This is a genomic window from Yoonia sp. BS5-3 (assembly GCF_038069655.2).
GTDB lineage: Bacteria > Pseudomonadota > Alphaproteobacteria > Rhodobacterales > Rhodobacteraceae > Yoonia > Yoonia phaeophyticola.
In genome coordinates this window covers 191,694-208,597 of the sequence record NZ_CP150951.2, presented here as the reverse complement: position 1 = coordinate 208,597, position 16,904 = coordinate 191,694, and the positions used below count along the sequence as shown (strand labels likewise).

At 56.1% G+C, this 16,904-nt stretch carries 24 protein-coding genes and 2 pseudogenes; 16 read left to right on the top strand and 10 right to left on the bottom strand.

Translation table 11 applies throughout. The features are described 5' to 3' along the window. Nucleotides 1-123: 123 nt before the first annotated feature. Nucleotides 124-831, top strand: a complete 708-nt coding sequence (locus AABB29_RS01075) for a tyrosine-protein phosphatase (RefSeq protein ID WP_341368704.1) — start codon at nt 124-126, stop codon at nt 829-831. A gap of 31 nt (nt 832-862) precedes the next feature. Here AABB29_RS01075 and AABB29_RS01070 read toward each other — a convergent pair whose 3' ends face one another. From AABB29_RS01070 to AABB29_RS01060, 3 genes are all read right to left on the bottom strand, one after another. Continuing rightward, a complete protein-coding gene (locus AABB29_RS01070) occupies nt 863-1,579 on the bottom strand; it encodes an acylneuraminate cytidylyltransferase family protein (RefSeq protein ID WP_373636725.1) in 717 nt (238 codons plus the stop codon). Between the two features lie 77 nt (nt 1,580-1,656). After that, nucleotides 1,657-2,178: a sigma-70 family RNA polymerase sigma factor gene (locus AABB29_RS01065; RefSeq protein WP_341368707.1), complete on the bottom strand. Its 522-nt coding sequence runs from the start codon at nt 2,176-2,178 to the stop codon at nt 1,657-1,659. Next, on the bottom strand, nt 2,175-2,333 hold the full coding sequence (locus tag AABB29_RS01060) for a NepR family anti-sigma factor (RefSeq protein WP_341368708.1): 159 nt from the start codon (nt 2,331-2,333) through the stop codon (nt 2,175-2,177). Before AABB29_RS01060 ends, AABB29_RS01065 begins: the two co-directional genes overlap by 4 nt. Nucleotides 2,334-2,433: 100 nt before the next feature. On the opposite strand from AABB29_RS01060, the gene AABB29_RS01055 reads away from it, so the two are divergent. Then, nucleotides 2,434-3,246: a response regulator gene (locus tag AABB29_RS01055; RefSeq protein ID WP_373636724.1), complete on the top strand. Its 813-nt coding sequence runs from the start codon at nt 2,434-2,436 to the stop codon at nt 3,244-3,246. On the opposite strand, the gene metG is transcribed toward AABB29_RS01055, so the two are convergent. Then, complete coding sequence (gene metG / locus AABB29_RS01050; protein WP_341368710.1) at nt 3,243-4,955, bottom strand: methionine--tRNA ligase; 1,713 nt, start codon at nt 4,953-4,955, stop codon at nt 3,243-3,245. The two genes, AABB29_RS01055 and metG, sit on opposite strands and share 4 nt — an antisense overlap. 130 nt (nt 4,956-5,085) lie before the next feature. Between metG and AABB29_RS01045 the strand changes: the two genes are divergently transcribed. Both AABB29_RS01045 and AABB29_RS01040 read left to right on the top strand, forming a co-directional pair. Continuing rightward, nucleotides 5,086-5,550 (top strand): hypothetical protein, encoded by a 465-nt coding sequence (locus AABB29_RS01045; RefSeq protein WP_341368711.1) that lies wholly within the window; start codon nt 5,086-5,088, stop codon nt 5,548-5,550. 494 nt (nt 5,551-6,044) lie between these two features. Next, entirely contained in the window at nt 6,045-7,088 is a 1,044-nt protein-coding gene (locus tag AABB29_RS01040; RefSeq protein WP_341368712.1) for an aldo/keto reductase, read from the top strand. A 2-nt stretch (nt 7,089-7,090) separates the two neighbouring features. On the opposite strand, the gene AABB29_RS01035 is transcribed toward AABB29_RS01040, so the two are convergent. Together AABB29_RS01035 and AABB29_RS01030 are read right to left on the bottom strand one after the other, a co-directional pair. Then, nucleotides 7,091-7,303, bottom strand: a complete 213-nt coding sequence (locus tag AABB29_RS01035) for a GNAT family N-acetyltransferase (RefSeq protein WP_373636897.1) — start codon at nt 7,301-7,303, stop codon at nt 7,091-7,093. Nucleotides 7,304-7,330: 27 nt separating this feature from the next. After that, entirely contained in the window at nt 7,331-7,546 is a 216-nt protein-coding gene (locus AABB29_RS01030; RefSeq protein ID WP_341368713.1) for a hypothetical protein, read from the bottom strand. A 259-nt stretch (nt 7,547-7,805) separates the two neighbouring features. On the opposite strand from AABB29_RS01030, the gene AABB29_RS01025 reads away from it, so the two are divergent. The 5 genes and pseudogenes from AABB29_RS01025 to AABB29_RS01005 all read left to right on the top strand — a co-directional run. Next, a complete protein-coding gene (locus AABB29_RS01025) occupies nt 7,806-7,934 on the top strand; it encodes a hypothetical protein (RefSeq protein ID WP_341368714.1) in 129 nt (42 codons plus the stop codon). Continuing rightward, nucleotides 7,931-8,449 (top strand): lipocalin family protein, encoded by a 519-nt coding sequence (locus AABB29_RS01020; RefSeq protein ID WP_341368715.1) that lies wholly within the window; start codon nt 7,931-7,933, stop codon nt 8,447-8,449. Before AABB29_RS01025 ends, AABB29_RS01020 begins: the two co-directional genes overlap by 4 nt. Then, a complete protein-coding gene (locus tag AABB29_RS01015) occupies nt 8,446-8,691 on the top strand; it encodes a hypothetical protein (protein WP_341368716.1) in 246 nt (81 codons plus the stop codon). The genes AABB29_RS01020 and AABB29_RS01015 overlap by 4 nt, the downstream gene beginning before the upstream one ends. Next, nucleotides 8,657-8,868: pseudogene (locus AABB29_RS01010) on the top strand (hypothetical protein); the annotation flags it as partial. The gene AABB29_RS01015 and the pseudogene AABB29_RS01010, both read left to right, overlap by 35 nt. Further along, nucleotides 8,866-9,186, top strand: a pseudogene (locus AABB29_RS01005) (thioesterase family protein); the annotation flags it as partial. The pseudogenes AABB29_RS01010 and AABB29_RS01005, both read left to right, overlap by 3 nt. Here AABB29_RS01005 and AABB29_RS01000 read toward each other — a convergent pair. Beyond that, nucleotides 9,183-10,043, bottom strand: coding sequence for a helix-turn-helix transcriptional regulator (locus AABB29_RS01000; RefSeq protein ID WP_341369031.1), 861 nt, complete (start codon nt 10,041-10,043; stop codon nt 9,183-9,185). The pseudogene AABB29_RS01005 and the gene AABB29_RS01000 overlap by 4 nt on opposite strands. 82 nt (nt 10,044-10,125) lie before the next feature. Between AABB29_RS01000 and AABB29_RS00995 the strand changes: the two genes are divergently transcribed. Further along, the gene (locus tag AABB29_RS00995; RefSeq protein ID WP_341368717.1) at nt 10,126-11,013 is read left to right on the top strand and encodes a fatty acid desaturase; all 888 of its coding nucleotides are present in this window, start codon (nt 10,126-10,128) and stop codon (nt 11,011-11,013) included. A gap of 23 nt (nt 11,014-11,036) precedes the next feature. Then, nucleotides 11,037-11,939: a DMT family transporter gene (locus tag AABB29_RS00990; protein ID WP_341368718.1), complete on the top strand. Its 903-nt coding sequence runs from the start codon at nt 11,037-11,039 to the stop codon at nt 11,937-11,939. A gap of 3 nt (nt 11,940-11,942) precedes the next feature. Here the strand turns inward: AABB29_RS00990 and AABB29_RS00985 are convergent, their stop codons facing one another. Next, nucleotides 11,943-12,623, bottom strand: coding sequence for a DNA mismatch repair protein MutT (locus tag AABB29_RS00985; protein WP_373636723.1), 681 nt, complete (start codon nt 12,621-12,623; stop codon nt 11,943-11,945). Nucleotides 12,624-12,633: 10 nt separating this feature from the next. Further along, nucleotides 12,634-13,029, bottom strand: coding sequence for a DUF983 domain-containing protein (locus AABB29_RS00980; RefSeq protein ID WP_341368720.1), 396 nt, complete (start codon nt 13,027-13,029; stop codon nt 12,634-12,636). A 165-nt stretch (nt 13,030-13,194) separates the two neighbouring features. Between AABB29_RS00980 and AABB29_RS00975 the strand changes: the two genes are divergently transcribed. The 4 genes from AABB29_RS00975 to AABB29_RS00960 all read left to right on the top strand — a co-directional run bounded on the left by AABB29_RS00975 (nt 13,195) and on the right by AABB29_RS00960 (nt 15,151). Beyond that, nucleotides 13,195-13,638 (top strand): calcium-binding protein, encoded by a 444-nt coding sequence (locus tag AABB29_RS00975; RefSeq protein WP_341368721.1) that lies wholly within the window; start codon nt 13,195-13,197, stop codon nt 13,636-13,638. Nucleotides 13,639-13,715: 77 nt separating this feature from the next. Further along, nucleotides 13,716-14,303, top strand: a complete 588-nt coding sequence (locus AABB29_RS00970; protein ID WP_341368722.1) for an RNA polymerase sigma factor — start codon at nt 13,716-13,718, stop codon at nt 14,301-14,303. Continuing rightward, nucleotides 14,290-14,658 carry a hypothetical protein gene (locus tag AABB29_RS00965; RefSeq protein ID WP_373636722.1) on the top strand — a complete coding sequence of 123 codons (369 nt, stop codon included), beginning with the start codon at nt 14,290-14,292 and terminating at the stop codon, nt 14,656-14,658. The genes AABB29_RS00970 and AABB29_RS00965 overlap by 14 nt, the downstream gene beginning before the upstream one ends. Next, a complete protein-coding gene (locus tag AABB29_RS00960) occupies nt 14,651-15,151 on the top strand; it encodes a periplasmic heavy metal sensor (protein WP_341368724.1) in 501 nt (166 codons plus the stop codon). Before AABB29_RS00965 ends, AABB29_RS00960 begins: the two co-directional genes overlap by 8 nt. On the opposite strand, the gene AABB29_RS00955 is transcribed toward AABB29_RS00960, so the two are convergent. Beyond that, entirely contained in the window at nt 15,140-16,531 is a 1,392-nt protein-coding gene (locus tag AABB29_RS00955) for a diguanylate cyclase (protein WP_341368725.1), read from the bottom strand. The two genes, AABB29_RS00960 and AABB29_RS00955, sit on opposite strands and share 12 nt — an antisense overlap. Nucleotides 16,532-16,622: 91 nt before the next feature. Here AABB29_RS00955 and AABB29_RS00950 point away from each other — a divergent pair, with 91 nt between their 5' ends. Beyond that, entirely contained in the window at nt 16,623-16,901 is a 279-nt protein-coding gene (locus AABB29_RS00950; protein ID WP_341368726.1) for a DUF3572 domain-containing protein, read from the top strand. Nucleotides 16,902-16,904 lie beyond the last annotated feature (3 nt).

The following is a 16,904-nucleotide window of genomic DNA, read 5'->3' as shown; positions in this document are numbered from 1 at the left end:
TTTACGCTCGTGTTGGGACGGTTCTAGGGGGTTTGCCCCGGTCAGGCAATCGGGCCGGGACCATTGCAATGGGGCGGGACATACGGCAAGTGGGGGCTTCAGTCTTTTTGCCATGGTTTGCGCATGATCCGTTTTTTTTATGAATATCTGGGCCGTAAGGAGCGCGAACTGCGAAATTCCTTTGGGCACGATATCACCGATCCCAAAGAGCGGAAGCGGTCCTTATGGCATTTCAATTGGCTCGATCACGGGGTACTGCGGATATGGTGGCATAACTTCGCCAAGATCGCACCAGGGGCTTATCGGTCGAACCATCCCAATCATAAGCGCTTTGCGCGCTATGCTGGAATGGGGATCAAAACCGTCCTGAACCTGCGGGGCCCCGCAAAGCAGCCCCATTACCTGTTTGAGGTGGAAAGCTGCGAAAAGCTGGGACTGACCCTTGTCACCTGCCAGATGGCTGCACGGCGAGCACCCAAGCGCAAGGAATTGATTAAACTTCTGGACACGTTTGAAACGATGGAACGCCCCTTTTTGATGCATTGCAAGTCAGGTGCTGATCGCACGGGGCTGGCTGCGGCGCTTTATGTCATGCTATATGAGAACGCCCCTTTGGATGTGGCGAAAAAGCAATTGAGCTTTCGCTATCTGCATATCAAAAAAACATCGACAGGTATTTTGGACCATTTTCTGGAATGCTATGCCGCGCGTGCGGCGCAAAGTCCGATCACAATAGATGCATGGATCAAGACCGAATATGATGCCGATACTCTGACTGAGAGCTTTGCGGCGAAGCAGGCCGCATTGAAACCCTGGCAGGGGTGGCGTTAGGGCGGGGCGATCAAATTTCGCGAAATTTGATCTAGGCTGCGGGCGCCCGTACTCCTTCTGAAATCTGCTTTCCAAGAAGGAATTCGATTACGTCCCAGTCAAAAGGACTATCGACGTCCAATCCCCGTTCATTCGGCACGATCAAGGGGATGACATGCCCCTCAAAAAGCCGGGACGCCTGACGCAGATAACTTGGCTTTACGACGTAAACTAAGCCCACATGATCATAGACCATCGGGGCCTGTTGGCGGGCAACCACCCCATGCGGCAGCGGCTTTGACACGTGAAGCGCCCCCGCTGCATCCTTTTCAAGCATGTTGAAATACGGATTTTTGCGGCTTTCGCAGCAAGACATTACCATATCGGGGCTTTCAGCTGCGAACAGATCCAGACCAGCGTCGATGTCTTGGGGCAGCCTAAGGGGGGAGGTGCAATCAAGATCTAAGAAAGCATCGGCAGGCCCGGTTTGTTTTTCGACCTCCCCAAGGGCGTGTTGCCAGACATCCCATTTTGCCGCTGTATCGGTCGCCAGCGCGGCGGGGCGTAGGCCGATATCCAGAGATCCGCGCGCCAGCGCATGGGTGTAGATTTCTTCGGAATCGGTTGAGACAACAACGTGATCAACCCGCTCTGACGTAAAAAGCTGATCGAGAGACCAATCGATCAGCGGCTTGCCATGCAACATGCGGAAATTCTTGTTTGGAACACCTTTGCTGCCTGCCCGCGCGCCAATATGCCCGATGATCATGCTGTATCTCCTTCGTACTGCGCGTTGGGTGTGTACCAGCAAGCGGCCATGGTCAATATCGCCGGGTTTGCAGTGCCTCAGCCCTCTTGTGAAGGGGAGGCAACTTCGCGTTCAAGAATTTCGGCAAGCTTGGCACGGCCGCGATTTATGCGGCTTTTAATTGTGCCAACGGCCACACCGCAGGTCATTGCAGCGTCTTGATAGGAAAGGCCGCTGGCCCCAACAAGAACCAGGGCCTCGCGTTGTTCGGGGGGCAGCAAGCCCAATGCGCGTTCAAAATCGATCAATGCGATCCGATCATCGCCGTGATCAGGCGTTGTGACCAATTCGGCTATTTCATTTTCGGATGAAACCTGTTCGCGCTGTGCTTTGCGCAAGTCGGAATAGAACGTATTGCGCAGAATGGTGAATAGCCAGGCCCGCAGGTTTGTGCCGGGCTGATAGCGATGAAACCCTTTCCAGGCCTTCACAATTGTGTCCTGGACCAAATCATCGGCGGCAACAGGGTTGCGTGTCAGGCTGACGGCAAACGCACGCAACTGCGCCAGATGCGTTATGATCTCGTCACGCGGATCCTCATCGCCGTCGATGCGATTCATTTGCTGGGCTCCGGGCCCTGTTCCTGATCCTTCAAACGGTCAAGCAGTTCGAGAAACCGGTCAGGAACCTCTTGTTCGAGGATGCGTTGATAGGCCCGACGCAGATTTTCATCAATTTCGCGTTCGACCTGTTGTTTGAGCGGCTTTCGCGACATTGGTTATCGACCTCTTACTGGTTGGACCGTATAGGATATCGACAAAGAACACCACAAAGTTGTATTTCAGGTGTCAGATCACGCAATAAAGACGAACTTGATGTCGCAAATTTCACAGCCAGAGCCCTTATCCAACCAATTGTCATCTTTCGTGCCTGCCCTGCGCCGTCACGCCCGCGCCCTGACCGGTGATCAGGATAATGGGGATCAATTCGCGCTGGCCACGCTCGAATCAATCCTGCAGAAACCCGATTTGGTGCAAGATGCAGCCTCGCTAAAGGTTGGCTTATTTGGCGTATTTTTTCAGGCTTGGGATGCGCAGACCCATCCCATAACCGCCAGTGATGATCCAACGGTCAGCGACGCTCAACAACATCTGCGTTTGCTAACGCCAGATTCGCGCCATGCGCTTTTGCTTCATTCGATTGAGCAATTCAGCATACCCGAAATCGCCCAGATCATGGCCCGGCCAGACAGTGAAGTGCAGCGCTTGATCAGCGACGCCCATGCCGAAATAGCCAAAAGCATCGCAGGCCGGATCTTGGTCATCGAAGATGAGGCGATGATCGCAATGGACTTGCAGGACATTGTTGAGGAAATGGGCCATTCTGTCACCGGCATGGCCGCGACCCATAGCCAAGCCATCACATTGGCGCAAAGCACCAAACCTGATCTTATCCTGTCGGATATCCAACTGGGCGATGGATCATCCGGGATCGATGCGGTTGCTGAAATTCTGACCGGGTTTGGCGATATACCGGTCATCTTTATCACTGCTTTTCCCGAATATCTGCTGACCGGCGAACGCCCAGAGCCAGCTTTTGTGATGACCAAACCCTACAGCGCCGAACAGGTGAAGTCGGCGCTGTCGCAAGCAATGTTCTTTCGCAGTAGCTGCGAGATTGAGCTTTAGTCCCGCTTGCCCGCGAAACGGGCGGCCCAGTCTTCGCGTTGCTCATCGGTGATCTTGTCGAACAGGTTGTCGGGCACGGTAAAGGTGTGGCCTGCGGGCAGTGTATCCAGTGCGGCTGCGACATCGTCAGGCCAGCTTTGATCATCGGTCTGCATCGCCGCAATCATCGTGGACGATGTACCAGGGATAAAGGCTGCCGAAAGAACCGCGTAAATCCGGACAAGGTTCAGTGCCAAACGGACCTGCATCGCGGCCGTTTCAGGGTCAGTTTTAAAGGTTGACCATGGCGCATTGGCTTGCAGATATTCATTCCCAAGCACCCAAATAGCGCGCAGTTCGGCTGCTGCTTTGCGCACTTCAATCGTGTCCATATGGCCTTCGAATGCGCGGATGCGCGTCGTCAAATCGGCGATCAACTGGGTCTCGGCGGGACCGTGGCTGCCGCCCTCTGGTACAGCTTCGCTGAACTTCGACCGGCAAAACTTAGTGATCCGGCTAACAAAGTTGCCCAGCACGTCAGAGAGGTCTTTATTAACGTCTTGCTGGAAGCTTTCCCATGTAAATTCAGCATCCGACGATTCAGGCGCATGCGATAAAAGCCACCAACGCCAATAGTCTGGGGGTAAAATCTCAAGTGCTTGGTCCATGAACACGCCGCGCCCGCGCGATGTGCTGAACTGGCCACCATCATAGTTCAGGTAGTTAAAGGACTTGATGTAATCGACCAGTTTCCAAGGCTCCTGCGAGCCCAAAATGGTGGCTGGGAATGACAATGTGTGGAAGGGGACATTATCCTTGCCCATGAATTGTGTGTAGGTCACGTCATCCGCACCTTTATCAGTGCGCCACCAGCGTTCCCAATCGGTCCCTTTGCCCGCGTCTTCCCATTCTTGGGCGCAGGCGATGTATTCGATGGGCGCGTCGAACCAGACATAGAACACCTTGCCCTCCATGCCGGGCCAAGTCTGATCGCCTTGTTTGACCGCAACACCCCAATCGAGATCCCGGGTGATCCCGCGGTCTTGCAACCCATCCCCGTCATTCAACCATTTCTTGGCGATTGAGGTGGTCAGGATGGGCCAGTCTTTTTTGCTGTCGATCCACGTGGCCAGATCATCTTTCAACGCGGATTGGCATAGATAAAGATGTTTGGTTTCGCGCACCTCAAGCTCGGTTGAGCCAGAAATCGTCGAATATGGATTGATCAGATCGGTCGGGTCCAACAGCTTGCCACAATTGTCGCATTGATCGCCCCGGGCGCTGTCAAAATCGCAGTTGGGGCAGGTGCCTTCAATATATCGATCTGGCAGGAAGCGACCATCAGCGATGGAATATACCTGTTTCTCGGTCACTTCTTTTATCAGCCCGACCTCGGCCAGGCGGGTGGCGAAGGCTTGGGTCAGCTTGTGGTTTTGCGGGCTGGAAGAGCGCCCGAAATGATCAAACGACAGCCGAAACCCATCCGCAATTTTGGCCTGCACATCATGCATTTCCGCGCAATAGACATCCACCGGCTTCTCGGCCTTGGCCGCGGCAAGTTCGGCAGGGGTGCCGTGCTCGTCGGTGGCGCAAAGAAACAGCACCTCATGCCCGCGCTGGCGCAGATAACGGGCGTAAAGATCGGCGGGCAATTGGCTGCCCACCAAATTTCCAAGATGTTTGATCCCGTTGATATAGGGAATTGCGGATGTGATCAGATGGCGTGCCATGGGGGTGTCCTGTCAGATTTGCGCCTATGTAACGGGGCCGGGCGGCGCTGACCAGATGCCGCGTGGCTGGCGTTTTCGCTTTCAGAGGCCTAAATGGGGGTTAATTCCCGTTCCCAGCAGGAGAGAGCCGATGAAATCACTATTCCCCGCCATTCTGGCCGCAAGTCTTGGTACTGGCGCTATGGCGCAAGATCTCTATTTGGGCGGTAGCCTTGATTACATGTTCCCGCATTCGGGGGACGCGCAAACCGCCGGGTCGATCATCGGCGGCTTCGGCGTATCTTCTGGCCCTTTTGCATTAACGGCGGAGGCCGAATACGGGGTGCAGGTCGCTGGCGAAAATGACTATGACACCGCGCGGGTGCGGATGTTGGCCAGCTATGATTGGCTTGGCTACAGCTTCCATGCTGGCGGCGGCGTGACCGAGTACTATTTTAGCGATGACACATCAGGCGGCTTCAATTTCGGTTTCGGCGCAGAGCGGGCGGTCACCGACACGCTGACCGTGCGGGGCGAACTGATCCGGGATATCATGGATAACACATTTACGGCGGCGGTGACGACGACGCGGGTTGGGTTGTTTTATGATTTTTGAATTCAAATGCGCAGTCTTGGCTTAACAATATCAAGTGTTTTCGCAGTCTGCTTCATCAGCTTGATACAGCGCCTTTAACCCCTCTGGCCAATAATCTGAGTACGCGACACAAATAGTGTCCCCAGTCGATATGGGCCGCGTCAAAGTGATGGCTTTTATTGTCACATCTTGTTCGCGTAGCATGATGCGCCAATGGGTTGTCGATGCAGACGACCGAGATCCCACGATATGTGTCTTAAGAGGTTGCCCGACAGTCGCATATGCATAAGAGGCAGCGCCGGGTGGTTTGACCATGAAGATCAAGGCAACGGTAAACGCGATGGCTGCAAAAATTGACGTCTTATGGTGCCAAATCGCGTTTATCATAATCAGTCGGTCATCTTTCGCCGTTGTTCTTGGCAGGATGTAAGGACTGCCATTCAATGGCACAATGGGTCCTTGCCAGTCTGTTTTTGCGCGTTAGTTTCGAGAAAATCGTTTTTTGAGGCAGACAGATGCAAAAACTTCCCCTTGGCCGCTCGGGTATCATGGTCAGTGAATGGTGCTTGGGCACGATGACCTATGGCAACCAAACCCCTGAAGATGATGCGCACAGCCAGATCGATATGGCGCTGGATGCAGGGATCAACTTTCTTGATACCGCCGAGATGTATCCGGTAAATCCAATCAGCGCCGAAACTGTGGGCCTGTCCGAACAAGTGATCGGCAATTGGATCGCCAAGACCGGACGGCGCGACGATATCGTGATTGCCACCAAAGTTTCTGGCAACAACCCCGGCTGGGTGCGCGACGGGCGCGGCTATGATGGGGATGTCATTCGCGAAACTGTCGATGCCTCGCTCAAGCGGCTGCAAACAGATATTATTGATCTTTACCAAATGCATTGGCCGGTACGCGGCTCTTATATGTTCCGACAGAACTGGAGCTACGATCCATCGGCCCAGAACCGGCAACATACGCTCGATCACATGATGGACGTGCTTGAGGCGCTGGGCGAGGCGCAGCAAGCAGGCAAGATCCGTGCGATTGGGATGTCGAACGAAAGTGCTTGGGGCATGATCAAATGGATTGATCAGGCAGAGGCTGCGGGCCTGCCGCGTATGGTTTCTGTACAGAACGAATACTCATTGCTTTGCCGCCTTTATGACACTGACATGGCCGAGATGGCGGTGAATGAGGATGTCACGCTCTTGTCCTTCTCACCGCTCGCCTGCGGTCTGCTGACTGGCAAATACCAAGGCGGCGTGATCCCAGATGGCAGCCGCATGTCGCTTAATAACGAGCTGGGCGGGCGGATGAACGCGCGGACCTTGCCAGTGACACAAGCCTATCTTGATCTGGCCGCGCAACATGGACTGGACCCGGTCCATATGGCCATGGCCTGGCAACGGACGCGGCCGTTCCCAGTCTCTGCGATCTTTGGGGCAACAACATCGGATCAACTGGCGCATATTTTGGCGGGCAAAGACCTGCATTTGTCGGATGAGGTGATTGCGCAGATCGATGTCCTGCACAAAGCGCACCCCATGCCGTATTGACCCTAGGATATCTCAATCCAAAACCGGGGCCCTGCATCTGTGATTTCTTCCAGGCCCATCGCGCGATAGGCTGCCTGGGCTGATTTATTGTCCGGGGCGGTGCCGATGGTGACACCTTTGGCCCCTGCGGCTGCTACATGGGTTTTTACCGCCGCGATCAAAGCCTGACCCACCCCGCGTGCCCGATAGGTTTCGCATACGTAAAGATGCTGAATGTCAAAACCGGGCCTGCCCGAGTGAATTTACAGTTTTTTCAGCACGCCTGCATAGCCGATGATCTGTCCATTGTGTCTGGCGGCGAAGGCGATTGCGGGCGCAGGCGTGCCAAAGAACACGGCCTGCAATTGCTCAAGTGTGACTTGGGCATCATCGCCGTGAAAGGCTGATAATGCGCGTATAAGCGTCTGGATACGCGGCAGATCGCGCGGGGTTGCCAGATCAACTGAAATTTCCGTCATGTCATGTCCTTGCGTTTGCCCGGCAAGAACACGTAAAAACAACAGGCCCTTGCGGGCGGCTGTTTGTTTTGGATGTCGTGAAAGAACCAGCCGCCGTTATATGGCGCTGGTAAAATAAACCGGTGATATTTGTATCAAGTGGCTCATGCGCTTTCCGATGCCAGAGATACCGCGCTGCTGTCAAGGATTGTCGTTTGCGTGGGGTCTGGATTTCACCCGAAGACCGATCTATTGACCACGAGGTAAGGGGAGCACGTTGATGCCACTACAGATGAACCGTGAGGTCTTTATCACCTGCGCCGTAACCGGCTCTGGGGCGCCCGCAGATGGCCCCGATCGGGTGCGCGCCAAGCTTGGACTGCAAAAGCAAGCGCAGGTGACGGCATGAGAGCTGTTTTCGTCGCTTTGCTGCTGCTCGCCGGTTGCGGGACCTTTGAAGTCTACCGCGACACTGAAACGCCGATCGCGTCCAAAGCACTTTTCGAACCCGAACGCTATGTCGGCGTTTGGTATGAGGTCGCCCGTTTTCCTGTCCCGTTTGAGGCGGGCTGCGTGGGCGTTACAGCCGAATATCAACTGCGCGAGGACGGGCTGTTATCGGTTCTGAATATCTGCCGCGACGCGGATGGGGCAGAAAAATCGCGCATCACGGGCACGGCTGAAATTGTCGGCCCGGGGCGCCTGAAGGTGCGTTTTGCCTCGGTCCCCTTTGTGGCTGCGGATTATTGGGTCTTGTGGACCGATGAAGATTATAACACAGCCGTTGTGGGCACGCCGAATGGGCGGTCTGGCTGGATATTGAACCGGGCCCCGACAATCCGGCGGGATCGTCTGGACGCAGCCCGGGATGTTTTGGAATTCAACGGCTACGATCTGAGCCGCTTAGAGGAGGTTTCCCAATGAAAAGATTGGCTTTTGGGTTTGTGATGGTCCTATCCGCATGTGAAGGTGGCGGGTTTGGCGGTGGCAGCGGCGCCCAGGAATTTATGGTGATCGGCGGACGTATGACTTTTGAAGATTGTCGTTCGCGCGGCGGGCTCATTATTCGCGATGCAAATACGTCAATGATCGCCTGCGATCCATCTGTCCGGGGCGAGCCGCAGCCGGTGGATGAGTTTAACAACCCGTCCAACGCGGCAACCTAGCCCCACGACCGGGCACGTCGCAGCTGTTATCGGCGGGGGCTGGGCGGCCCGGTTCTTGTTGATGGGGTGGGATGTCAGGGTCTTTGATCCTGACCCGGAGGCCGCGCGCAAATCGGCGAAGTGATCGCGAATGCGCGCATATCTTTGCCTGGACTGTCTGATGTGGCGTTACCGTCTTACATCGCAACGGGCGCCAGCTACTTCACTGCTGAGACCCATATCCGGCATCTTGATGAAGTCCATGCAGGCACCCAGATCAGGATCGAAACGCAAGTATTGGCGGGCGCTGGCAAGAAGATGCATCTGTTTCACCGGATGTTTGATGGGGACCGTGGATTGGCCACGGGTGAGCATATGCTGATCCATGTCAGTCTGGAAACACGGCGGGCTTCGGACCCGGCAGGGCATATCGCGCGGACGCTTGGGCAGATCGCAACGGCGCATGCGGCGCTGCCGCTGCCCGAAGGGGCAGGCAAGGCGGTTGGCAGCCGTTAATCCACCAATGCGATAAGATCATCAAAATAGGTGGCCATATCCCGTTGGCCGATCTTGGCGGCCCTTACCAGTTGATCAAAATGCCGGGTGATTGCCATCACCCGCTCGGTGTCGCGAAAAACCAGATAGTTTTGCCCAATATAGATCGCAGCAAGCAGCGGGCCGAAAACGGTGACCGGGGCAGAATAAAGCTGGCGTTGATCAAAAAGATGAAGCCGCAGCGACGGGTACAGCTGCTGATGCAGATCGCGGAACTGATGCAACTGCGCAAGGCGGGTGGGGGCGGGTAGACCGGTGTAATTGCCCTCGGCCCGGGAAAATGCGTCAAGTTCGGCCAAAGGGATCGCGATCTCATAATCCGACTGGGCGCCGCGCATCCAGTTCAGCCTATCGGTGCTGGCCCCAATGGCTTGATCAATCGTTTTTCCAAGAGACGGCGCATATTCCCAGCGCAGCATATCCGGCGTTTTCAACATATCCGGCAAGCCAGAGGGCACATGTCGTATCTTGTAGCCAGCGGCTTCCTGATGCCAGGCAAAGATCTTGTCATCAACCATGGTACGTGAGGCTTCGGTCATTGAAATGGCCGTCGCGACAAGATCGGCAGCCTGCTCAGGGCGATCTGAAAGCCCCAACAGCCAGTCGGCACTAACGCCAAGCACAGCAGCAACCTCTGCCACCAATTGCGCATTTGGAAGGCGTGCGCCCGTGTCTTTGAGAAGCTGTGAGAGTGTCGAACGGTCGACCCCTGCATCGCGTGCAAGCGCAGTCTGCGAGATACCGGTTTTGGCCATCGCGGCTGATAGCCTGTCACGAAACAACGCAGCGCGATCCAGTTTGTTTATTTTTATCACCATCAGGTGAAAATAGCACCAAAATTGCATTTTGTGAACTATTCTCAGAATACGCAACCGCGCCGCGGTGACGTAGACCTTGGCCATGGATCAGAAAAAAATCACGCCAAGGGCCATCGTTGAATGGCCAACATTCATCCTTATTACAACCTGCTACGGGCTTTGGGGCGCCGCCATGTGGTGGCTGCCAACAACACTCGCGATCCCGTGCCTTGGGGTGCTGATCGCCTTTCATGCGTCATTGCAACATGAGGCGATCCACGGTCATCCCTTTCGCTGGCAAGGGCTCAATGATGCGTTGGTTGCCGCGCCCCTGGCGCTTTTCATTCCCTATTTGCGGTTCAAAGCGACCCATTTGGCGCATCACAGTGATATCCGCCTGACAGACCCTTTTGACGACCCAGAGTCCAACTTTCTGGACCCCGCAGAATGGCAAGGCCTGCCCCGGGCCCTGCGCAAAATACTATTGTTCAATAACACGCTTTTGGGCCGGTTAGTGCTGGGGCCGGTGATTGGCGTCATCGGATTTATGCGCATGGAATGGCAACAGCGGACGCCCACCATTGCGCGTGGATGGCTTTGGCATATTCCAGGCGTTCTTGCGGTGCTTTTTGTCATTCAGGCCGCATCTTTTCCAATGTGGGCCTATCTGATTGCGGTTTATTTGGGATTGGCCCTGCTGAAACTACGCACGTTTCTGGAACATCAGGCGCACCAATGCGCTGGCGGGCGGAGCGTCATTATCGAAGATCGCGGTTTCTTCGCTTTCTTGTTTCTGAACAATAACCTGCACGTGGTCCATCATATGCATCCCAAGGTGCCCTGGTACGCGCTGCCTGATCTATATCTTGCGCGGAAGGACTACTATCAACGGCGCAATGGCGGTTATCTGTATCGGTCTTACGGGGCAATCATGCGGCAGTATTTCTGGAAGGCCAAAGACCCGGTCGCGCATCCGCTCTGGCGCAGATAGCCAATTGCAGGCATAGGGTGCGCATGGAACCCTGGATACTGATCACACTTGCGGCAGCGGGCGCGCAAACACTGCGTTTTATGTTGCAAAAACAGTTGAAATCCATGGCGCTGTCGACGGCGGGGGCGACCTTTGCACGGTTCATCTATTCCTCGCCTTTGGTGGCGGTGATCGCAACCTGCTATGCGCTTTATAGCGGGCAGGGTGCGCCGCAAATCCCCGCGCAGTTCTGGCCATATGTCCTGATCGGTGGGACCTCACAGATTTTGGCGACGATGTGTGTTGTTTCGCTGTTCGCGCATCGCAATTTTGCGGTTGGGATCACATTCAAAAAGACCGAAGTCCTGCTGAGCGCTTTGTTCGGCTTTGTCATCTTGGGGGATATGTTCACCTTCTGGGCTATCTTCGCAATGTGCGTCGGGCTGGCAGGGGTTCTGCTGCTGTCTGATCCTCCGGGGGGAACCGGGCCATGGCATCAGCGGATCTTCAACCGGGCCACAGCGCTGGGCATTGGGGCGGGTATTCTGTTTGGGATTTCCGGCAATGGCTATCGGGGGGCATCCTTGTCCTTGGGTGACGGTGATGTGTTTTACCGGGCGATCATCACGCTGGCCTGCGTGACAGCATTTCAGACTATTGGCATGGCATTATGGCTGGCTTGGCGGGAACGGGGGCAGATTACCTCTGTCCTGCGGTCTTGGCGGGTCGCAGGACTGGTGGGACTAACCAGCATGATCGGATCGATCTTCTGGTTCACGGCTTTCACCATGCAAAACGCAGCTTATGTGAATGCAGTTGGGCAGGTAGAGCTGCTGTTTTCGCTAATCATCGGTGCATTTGTCTTTGGGGAAAGGGTCAGCGCGCGCGAATGGCAGGGGTTGGGCCTGTTGACGGGTAGCATTGTCCTGCTGGTACTGGTGACCTGATCTTTAAAGGATGGCCTTGCCGCCAAGACGGCTGATCAGGTGGGCCTCATCATCATTGCGAAAAAACGGAATGGCGGTAGGGGGGCAATTGCGGTCAAGATTGGTGATCAGTTCGGCCAGTACAACCTGGGTAATAAAAGGCAGATCAAAGCTGCGCGCGTCATCAAGCCGGACCCATTGCAGATGGTCCAGCTCATTTTCGGCCCGGGAAAAATCATCCGGGTCGGTCACAAGATCGGCAGCATCGGCCAAAAGAAAACGGGCATCAAAACGGCGCGGGCGGCCTTGGGGGGTGACGGCGCGAAAAACAAAACGGCACGCGGTGCCATTAGGTTGATGGCCGGTCGCCGCAAAACCGCGCCAGCCCTGCGGGGCGTCGGGCCAATTTGCAGCCGCTCCTAGGATTTGCCCGGTTTCTTCCCACAACTCGCGGATGCCTGCGGCGACGATGGCGGCAGGCGGTAACGCGCTTTCTTCGGCAAGCCGGGTTTCGTCCGTGCCAGAAAGCGGGGTCAGCGGCACATGATGATCGTTTTGATCAACGGCGCCACCGGGAAAAACGAATTTGCCCGGCATGAATGCGGCAGAGGCACCGCGTTGCCCCATCAGAACAGAGGGCTTGGTCTGCGCGTTGCGCAGTACGATTACAGTTGCGGCGTCACGAATTGGGGGGGCGGTCTCCATCGGGGTCTTTCTATTGGTGCGCCGTATGGCCAAAGCCATGCATTCGGCGTGCCCATTGAATAGCGACGATCAAACCTTTGACGCGTGGAAGCATCAATAGCGACAGCCCCACTGCGCCAAAAGTGATCACCAGGGCCATCATCAGCGGGTCCGGCCGGATCGCCACCCACATGATATGCATTGCAAAGCCGACAATATGGGCCACGATCAGAATGGTCAGATAAGCGGGGCCATCATCTGCGCGATGATGATGCAGCTCTTCGTGACAATTCGGGCAGGTATGCGTGACCTTCAGAAAGCCGCTGTATAGCGGGGCCTCACCGCATTTCGGGCAGCGACACTTGAGGCCATTGATCATTGCAGGACGGGCGGGCCGATCCGGCATTTGGGCGGTTAGGTCAGACATATCGTTTTCCAATCTCTTCCCTAGATGGGGCGCATTCCCTTTTGGAAAAGGGGAATGAGGATGTTTTGCAAAGAAAATTGCAGGCCAAGCGACGGAAACACGAAGCGGTGGCGTTGAAAAGGGGTCAGCAGCAAGAAAGCTGCAAAAACAAAAATAGGAAGAGCAATGAAGACGAAGATTTTGACAGCTGCCCTGATGGCAGGCTTGGTAATGACAGCAGCAGCGGCCCAAGAAGGGCGCAAGCGGCCGGATTTCAGTGCCATGGATACCGATGGCGATGGCAGCATTACCCTGGCCGAAATTGAGGCGCGCAGCGCTGATCGGTTTACCCAGACCGACACCGATGGTGACGGGGCATTTTCCGCAGAAGAACTGATCGCAGCGGCAGAAGGCCGCAATGCAGAACGTGCGACGCGAATGCTAGAACGGTTTGACGAAAACGAAGACGGCCTGCTGCAACAAGCCGAATTGCCACAGCGCGACGGTGATCGTGCGGCGCGGATGTTCGAACGTGTCGATGCCGACGGCGATGGGATGATTACGCAGGCAGAGTTTGACGCGGCGCAAGAAACAATGGGCAACCGTGAACGGCGTACTGATCGGGGCTAACCAACGCTTCGGCAGGGGGCAGGATTTGTCCCTCTGCCGATTGCGTTGGCTGGGTGATCGGGGTAGCACGACAGCACATGAATACGACGTCAGAGTCCTTTGCCGGTGCATCGGACGCCGCCTTACTGGTGGCGTTTGCCAACGGCGATCCGGATGCGGCGCGCAATTTGACCGCGCGGCTGCTGCCTCGGGTCTTGGCGCAAGCCACCCGGATGCTCGGCAATGCGGGCGAAGCCGACGATGTGGCGCAAGACGCCATGATGCGGCTTTGGAAAATAGCGCCGGACTGGCGGCAGGGCGAAGCACAGGTCAGTACCTGGCTTTACCGCGTTGTGGCGAACCTTTGCACGGATCGCCTGCGCAAACGGCGCGGCGGGGTGTCGCTTGATCAAGTGGCCGAACCTGAGGACAGCGCGCCAAGCGTGGCTGATCAAATTCAGGCGCAGACGCGGCTTCAAGCCTTGTCAAATGCGCTGGCTGAACTGCCAGAACGGCAGGCGCAGGCGGTATCGCTCCGCCATCTTGAAGGGCTTTCAAACCCTGAAATCGCGCAAATCATGGACATTAGCGTGCGGTCCGTGGAAAGTCTGACAGCACGCGGGAAACGGGCTCTTGCTGATATATTGGCAGGGCGAAAGGCAGAACTGGGGTATGATGATGACTGACCCAAAAAACGATATGCTGGACGATCTGTTCGCCGAGGCACGTGCAATCGCGCCTGAACCGTCGGATGGGCTTATGGCCCGTGTGCTTGCAGATGCTGCGGGCGCCCAGGTCGCTGCGCCTATGCCTGCGCCGGTTCCTGCCAAAAGCGGGCTTTTTGCTGGTTTGCTGGACCTTGTGGGCGGCTGGCCCTCGGTCGGGGGACTTGTGGCCGCGACGATCACAGGGGTTTGGGTGGGTATCGCACCGCCTGCCTCGATTGAGGATTTCACCGCAACGGCATTTGGCGATACCGTGACAATCGGCGTTTTTGCCGACGATCTGGATTTTGATATTGGAACCTTCATCGATGGCTGATCTTCCAAACAAAACAACCGGCGCATCACGGTTGATGCGTATCGTTTTGGTCATTTCGCTGGCACTGAACCTGGCGGTTGCCGGGCTTTTTGTCGGATCAATGGCATCGGGGCGGTTGTCAGACGGGCCTGCGCCAAATTTTGATATCGGGCTCGGGCCGATCGGGCGGGCGCTTGATAATGATGAAAGACGTGAGGTGCGGCGCAGCCTTCTGAGCGACGGGTCCATGCGGCGGCTGAATTTGCGCGGGCGGCTGGAACAGATGATCACGGCGATTGAAGCGGACCCTTATGACCCAGATGTCATGACAGATTTGCTGGCCGATCAGCTGGACAAAACCACGCAATTACAACGAAATGTGCAGAACGGCCTGTTGCAAATCATTGCCGATATGACGCCAGAGCGGCGGGCGGCATTCGCAGCAGAACTACGCGAAGACATGTCCCGCAACCGTCCGCCACCGCCACAGCGCGATCACGGCTCAGGCGGCTGATTGGCTCATTGCGACTTGGTCGCGGCCAGCAGATTTGGCGGCATATAGTGCGGCATCAGCTTCGTCGCACATCTGGCCCAGTTTGATCTGCTCCATCCCGTCAGGGCCGCCAACAGCCACCCCAACGGACACCGTAATACGCAGTTTCGGATGGATCTCGCCCAGATCAAAGGGGCGGCAATTGACCATGCGGCGCAACCGGTTGGCCGCACGGCGGGCCTGCACGGCACTGGTGCGGGGCATGGCGACCATAAACTCTTCGCCGCCGACCCGGGCGACCAGATCGATCGCCCGCAGGTTTTCGCGCAAACGGTCTGCCATTTGGACCAACACACGGTCGCCAGCAGCATGGCCATAGGTGTCATTCACGGTCTTGAAGTGATCAATATCCAGCATCATAACAGCAAGCTCCAAGCCGTCCGTGCTGGCCTGCTCGGCCATCCGGGCCAAATGCGGCTCCATGTAGCGGCGATTGTAAAGGCCGGTCAGCGGGTCGGTGATCGCGGCATGCAGACCATCGCGGACTGTGTCACGCAGGCGATCATGGCGCTGCTTGCGTTGAATCAGCGCCTTGGCACGCAAGGTCATTTCACTGGCGGAAATACTGGCGCTGGTGACATCATCGGCGCCAAGATCAAGAAACATTGCGGCGACTTCTGGCGTATTATCCGGCACGATCACCAATTGGGTGGCAAGACGGGACTCCGCGCGGCAGCGCAAATCTGAAACAAGGCCGAAAAACTTGCTATCGGGACCTGTGACATGGGTCGCGTCGATCACAAAAAGATCTGGCACTGGCGTGACCTCTGTCCGTTTCAGAACGCGGCATGGCTCTAATGTGCGAATAGGCTGGCGCAACCCGTCGGTCAGGGTTTTCAGGAAATGGGCATTCGGGGCTTCGTCGGCGGACAACAACGCCACATGCGCGGCCGTTTCAAAGCGGGCGCTTGCTTCGTCAAAGCCCAAGGCGCGGCTGGTGCTGTCGCGCAAAAGCAGTTCTTCATTGGCGCTACGTACACGCAGAAGGCTGCGGATACGGGCCAGAAGCAAGGTATCACTCATCGGGCGGGGCAGCACATCGTCGGCGCCAGCATCAAGGGCGGCAAACCGGGCTTTGGCCGTGTCGGCGACCCCGACGGCGATAATCGCGATTGAGGCTGTTTCGGGGTCCGCACGCAAAGCGGTGCAAAAATCATGATGATCTTCGACCGGATCTGACAGATTGATCAAAATCAGATCCGGGCGGCGGGTTGCGATGATCGCTTGGGCCTCTAACTGGGTAGAGCAGGCATCAACACTAAATTGGGCCGTCACCATCTTGACCTTCAGGACAATGCGGTTGGTTGGAACGGTATCGATGATCAGGATGCGACCGGACATATTGTATCCTCAGTGGGCCTAGGTGACATTGATGCGGACAAATTGAAATGGATTGGTTAAAAAACGGTTTCTGCTGATTTAGGGATTTTGAATGGAACGTGAACAGGCACAGATCATCGCATTAAAAGCCCTGGCTTGGCTGGTCGGAAATGAAGAGCTTTGCCCAATATTCCTTGGGTCTTCAGGCGGTTCGGCCGATGACTTGCGGGGCCGGGCAGGGGACCCGGTTTTTCAGGCTTCGGTGCTTGAATTCATCACAATGGATGACAATTGGGTCATGGCATTCTGCGATGCAAATGACCTGAAATACGATCAACCCATGCGTGCCAGATATGCGTTGCCAGAATCGGAAAACGTGCACTGGACGTAAGCC

What these genes read in the sequence shown, in the direction of transcription:
- AABB29_RS01075 (WP_341368704.1), top strand. Translation starts at nt 124, where the DNA reads ATGATCCGTTTTTTTTATGAATATCTGGGCCGTAAGGAGCGCGAACTG.
- AABB29_RS01070 (WP_373636725.1), bottom strand. Translation starts at nt 1,579, where the DNA reads ATGATCATCGGGCATATTGGCGCGCGGGCAGGCAGCAAAGGTGTTCCA.
- AABB29_RS01065 (WP_341368707.1), bottom strand. Translation starts at nt 2,178, where the DNA reads ATGAATCGCATCGACGGCGATGAGGATCCGCGTGACGAGATCATAACG.
- AABB29_RS01060 (WP_341368708.1), bottom strand. Translation starts at nt 2,333, where the DNA reads ATGTCGCGAAAGCCGCTCAAACAACAGGTCGAACGCGAAATTGATGAA.
- AABB29_RS01055 (WP_373636724.1), top strand. Translation starts at nt 2,434, where the DNA reads ATGTCGCAAATTTCACAGCCAGAGCCCTTATCCAACCAATTGTCATCT.
- metG (WP_341368710.1), bottom strand. Translation starts at nt 4,955, where the DNA reads ATGGCACGCCATCTGATCACATCCGCAATTCCCTATATCAACGGGATC.
- AABB29_RS01045 (WP_341368711.1), top strand. Translation starts at nt 5,086, where the DNA reads ATGAAATCACTATTCCCCGCCATTCTGGCCGCAAGTCTTGGTACTGGC.
- AABB29_RS01040 (WP_341368712.1), top strand. Translation starts at nt 6,045, where the DNA reads ATGCAAAAACTTCCCCTTGGCCGCTCGGGTATCATGGTCAGTGAATGG.
- AABB29_RS01030 (WP_341368713.1), bottom strand. Translation starts at nt 7,546, where the DNA reads ATGACGGAAATTTCAGTTGATCTGGCAACCCCGCGCGATCTGCCGCGT.
- AABB29_RS01025 (WP_341368714.1), top strand. Translation starts at nt 7,806, where the DNA reads ATGCCACTACAGATGAACCGTGAGGTCTTTATCACCTGCGCCGTAACC.
- AABB29_RS01020 (WP_341368715.1), top strand. Translation starts at nt 7,931, where the DNA reads ATGAGAGCTGTTTTCGTCGCTTTGCTGCTGCTCGCCGGTTGCGGGACC.
- AABB29_RS01015 (WP_341368716.1), top strand. Translation starts at nt 8,446, where the DNA reads ATGAAAAGATTGGCTTTTGGGTTTGTGATGGTCCTATCCGCATGTGAA.
- AABB29_RS01000 (WP_341369031.1), bottom strand. Translation starts at nt 10,043, where the DNA reads ATGGTGATAAAAATAAACAAACTGGATCGCGCTGCGTTGTTTCGTGAC.
- AABB29_RS00995 (WP_341368717.1), top strand. Translation starts at nt 10,126, where the DNA reads ATGGATCAGAAAAAAATCACGCCAAGGGCCATCGTTGAATGGCCAACA.
- AABB29_RS00990 (WP_341368718.1), top strand. Translation starts at nt 11,037, where the DNA reads ATGGAACCCTGGATACTGATCACACTTGCGGCAGCGGGCGCGCAAACA.
- AABB29_RS00985 (WP_373636723.1), bottom strand. Translation starts at nt 12,623, where the DNA reads ATGGAGACCGCCCCCCCAATTCGTGACGCCGCAACTGTAATCGTACTG.
- AABB29_RS00980 (WP_341368720.1), bottom strand. Translation starts at nt 13,029, where the DNA reads ATGTCTGACCTAACCGCCCAAATGCCGGATCGGCCCGCCCGTCCTGCA.
- AABB29_RS00975 (WP_341368721.1), top strand. Translation starts at nt 13,195, where the DNA reads ATGAAGACGAAGATTTTGACAGCTGCCCTGATGGCAGGCTTGGTAATG.
- AABB29_RS00970 (WP_341368722.1), top strand. Translation starts at nt 13,716, where the DNA reads ATGAATACGACGTCAGAGTCCTTTGCCGGTGCATCGGACGCCGCCTTA.
- AABB29_RS00965 (WP_373636722.1), top strand. Translation starts at nt 14,290, where the DNA reads ATGATGATGACTGACCCAAAAAACGATATGCTGGACGATCTGTTCGCC.
- AABB29_RS00960 (WP_341368724.1), top strand. Translation starts at nt 14,651, where the DNA reads ATGGCTGATCTTCCAAACAAAACAACCGGCGCATCACGGTTGATGCGT.
- AABB29_RS00955 (WP_341368725.1), bottom strand. Translation starts at nt 16,531, where the DNA reads ATGTCCGGTCGCATCCTGATCATCGATACCGTTCCAACCAACCGCATT.
- AABB29_RS00950 (WP_341368726.1), top strand. Translation starts at nt 16,623, where the DNA reads ATGGAACGTGAACAGGCACAGATCATCGCATTAAAAGCCCTGGCTTGG.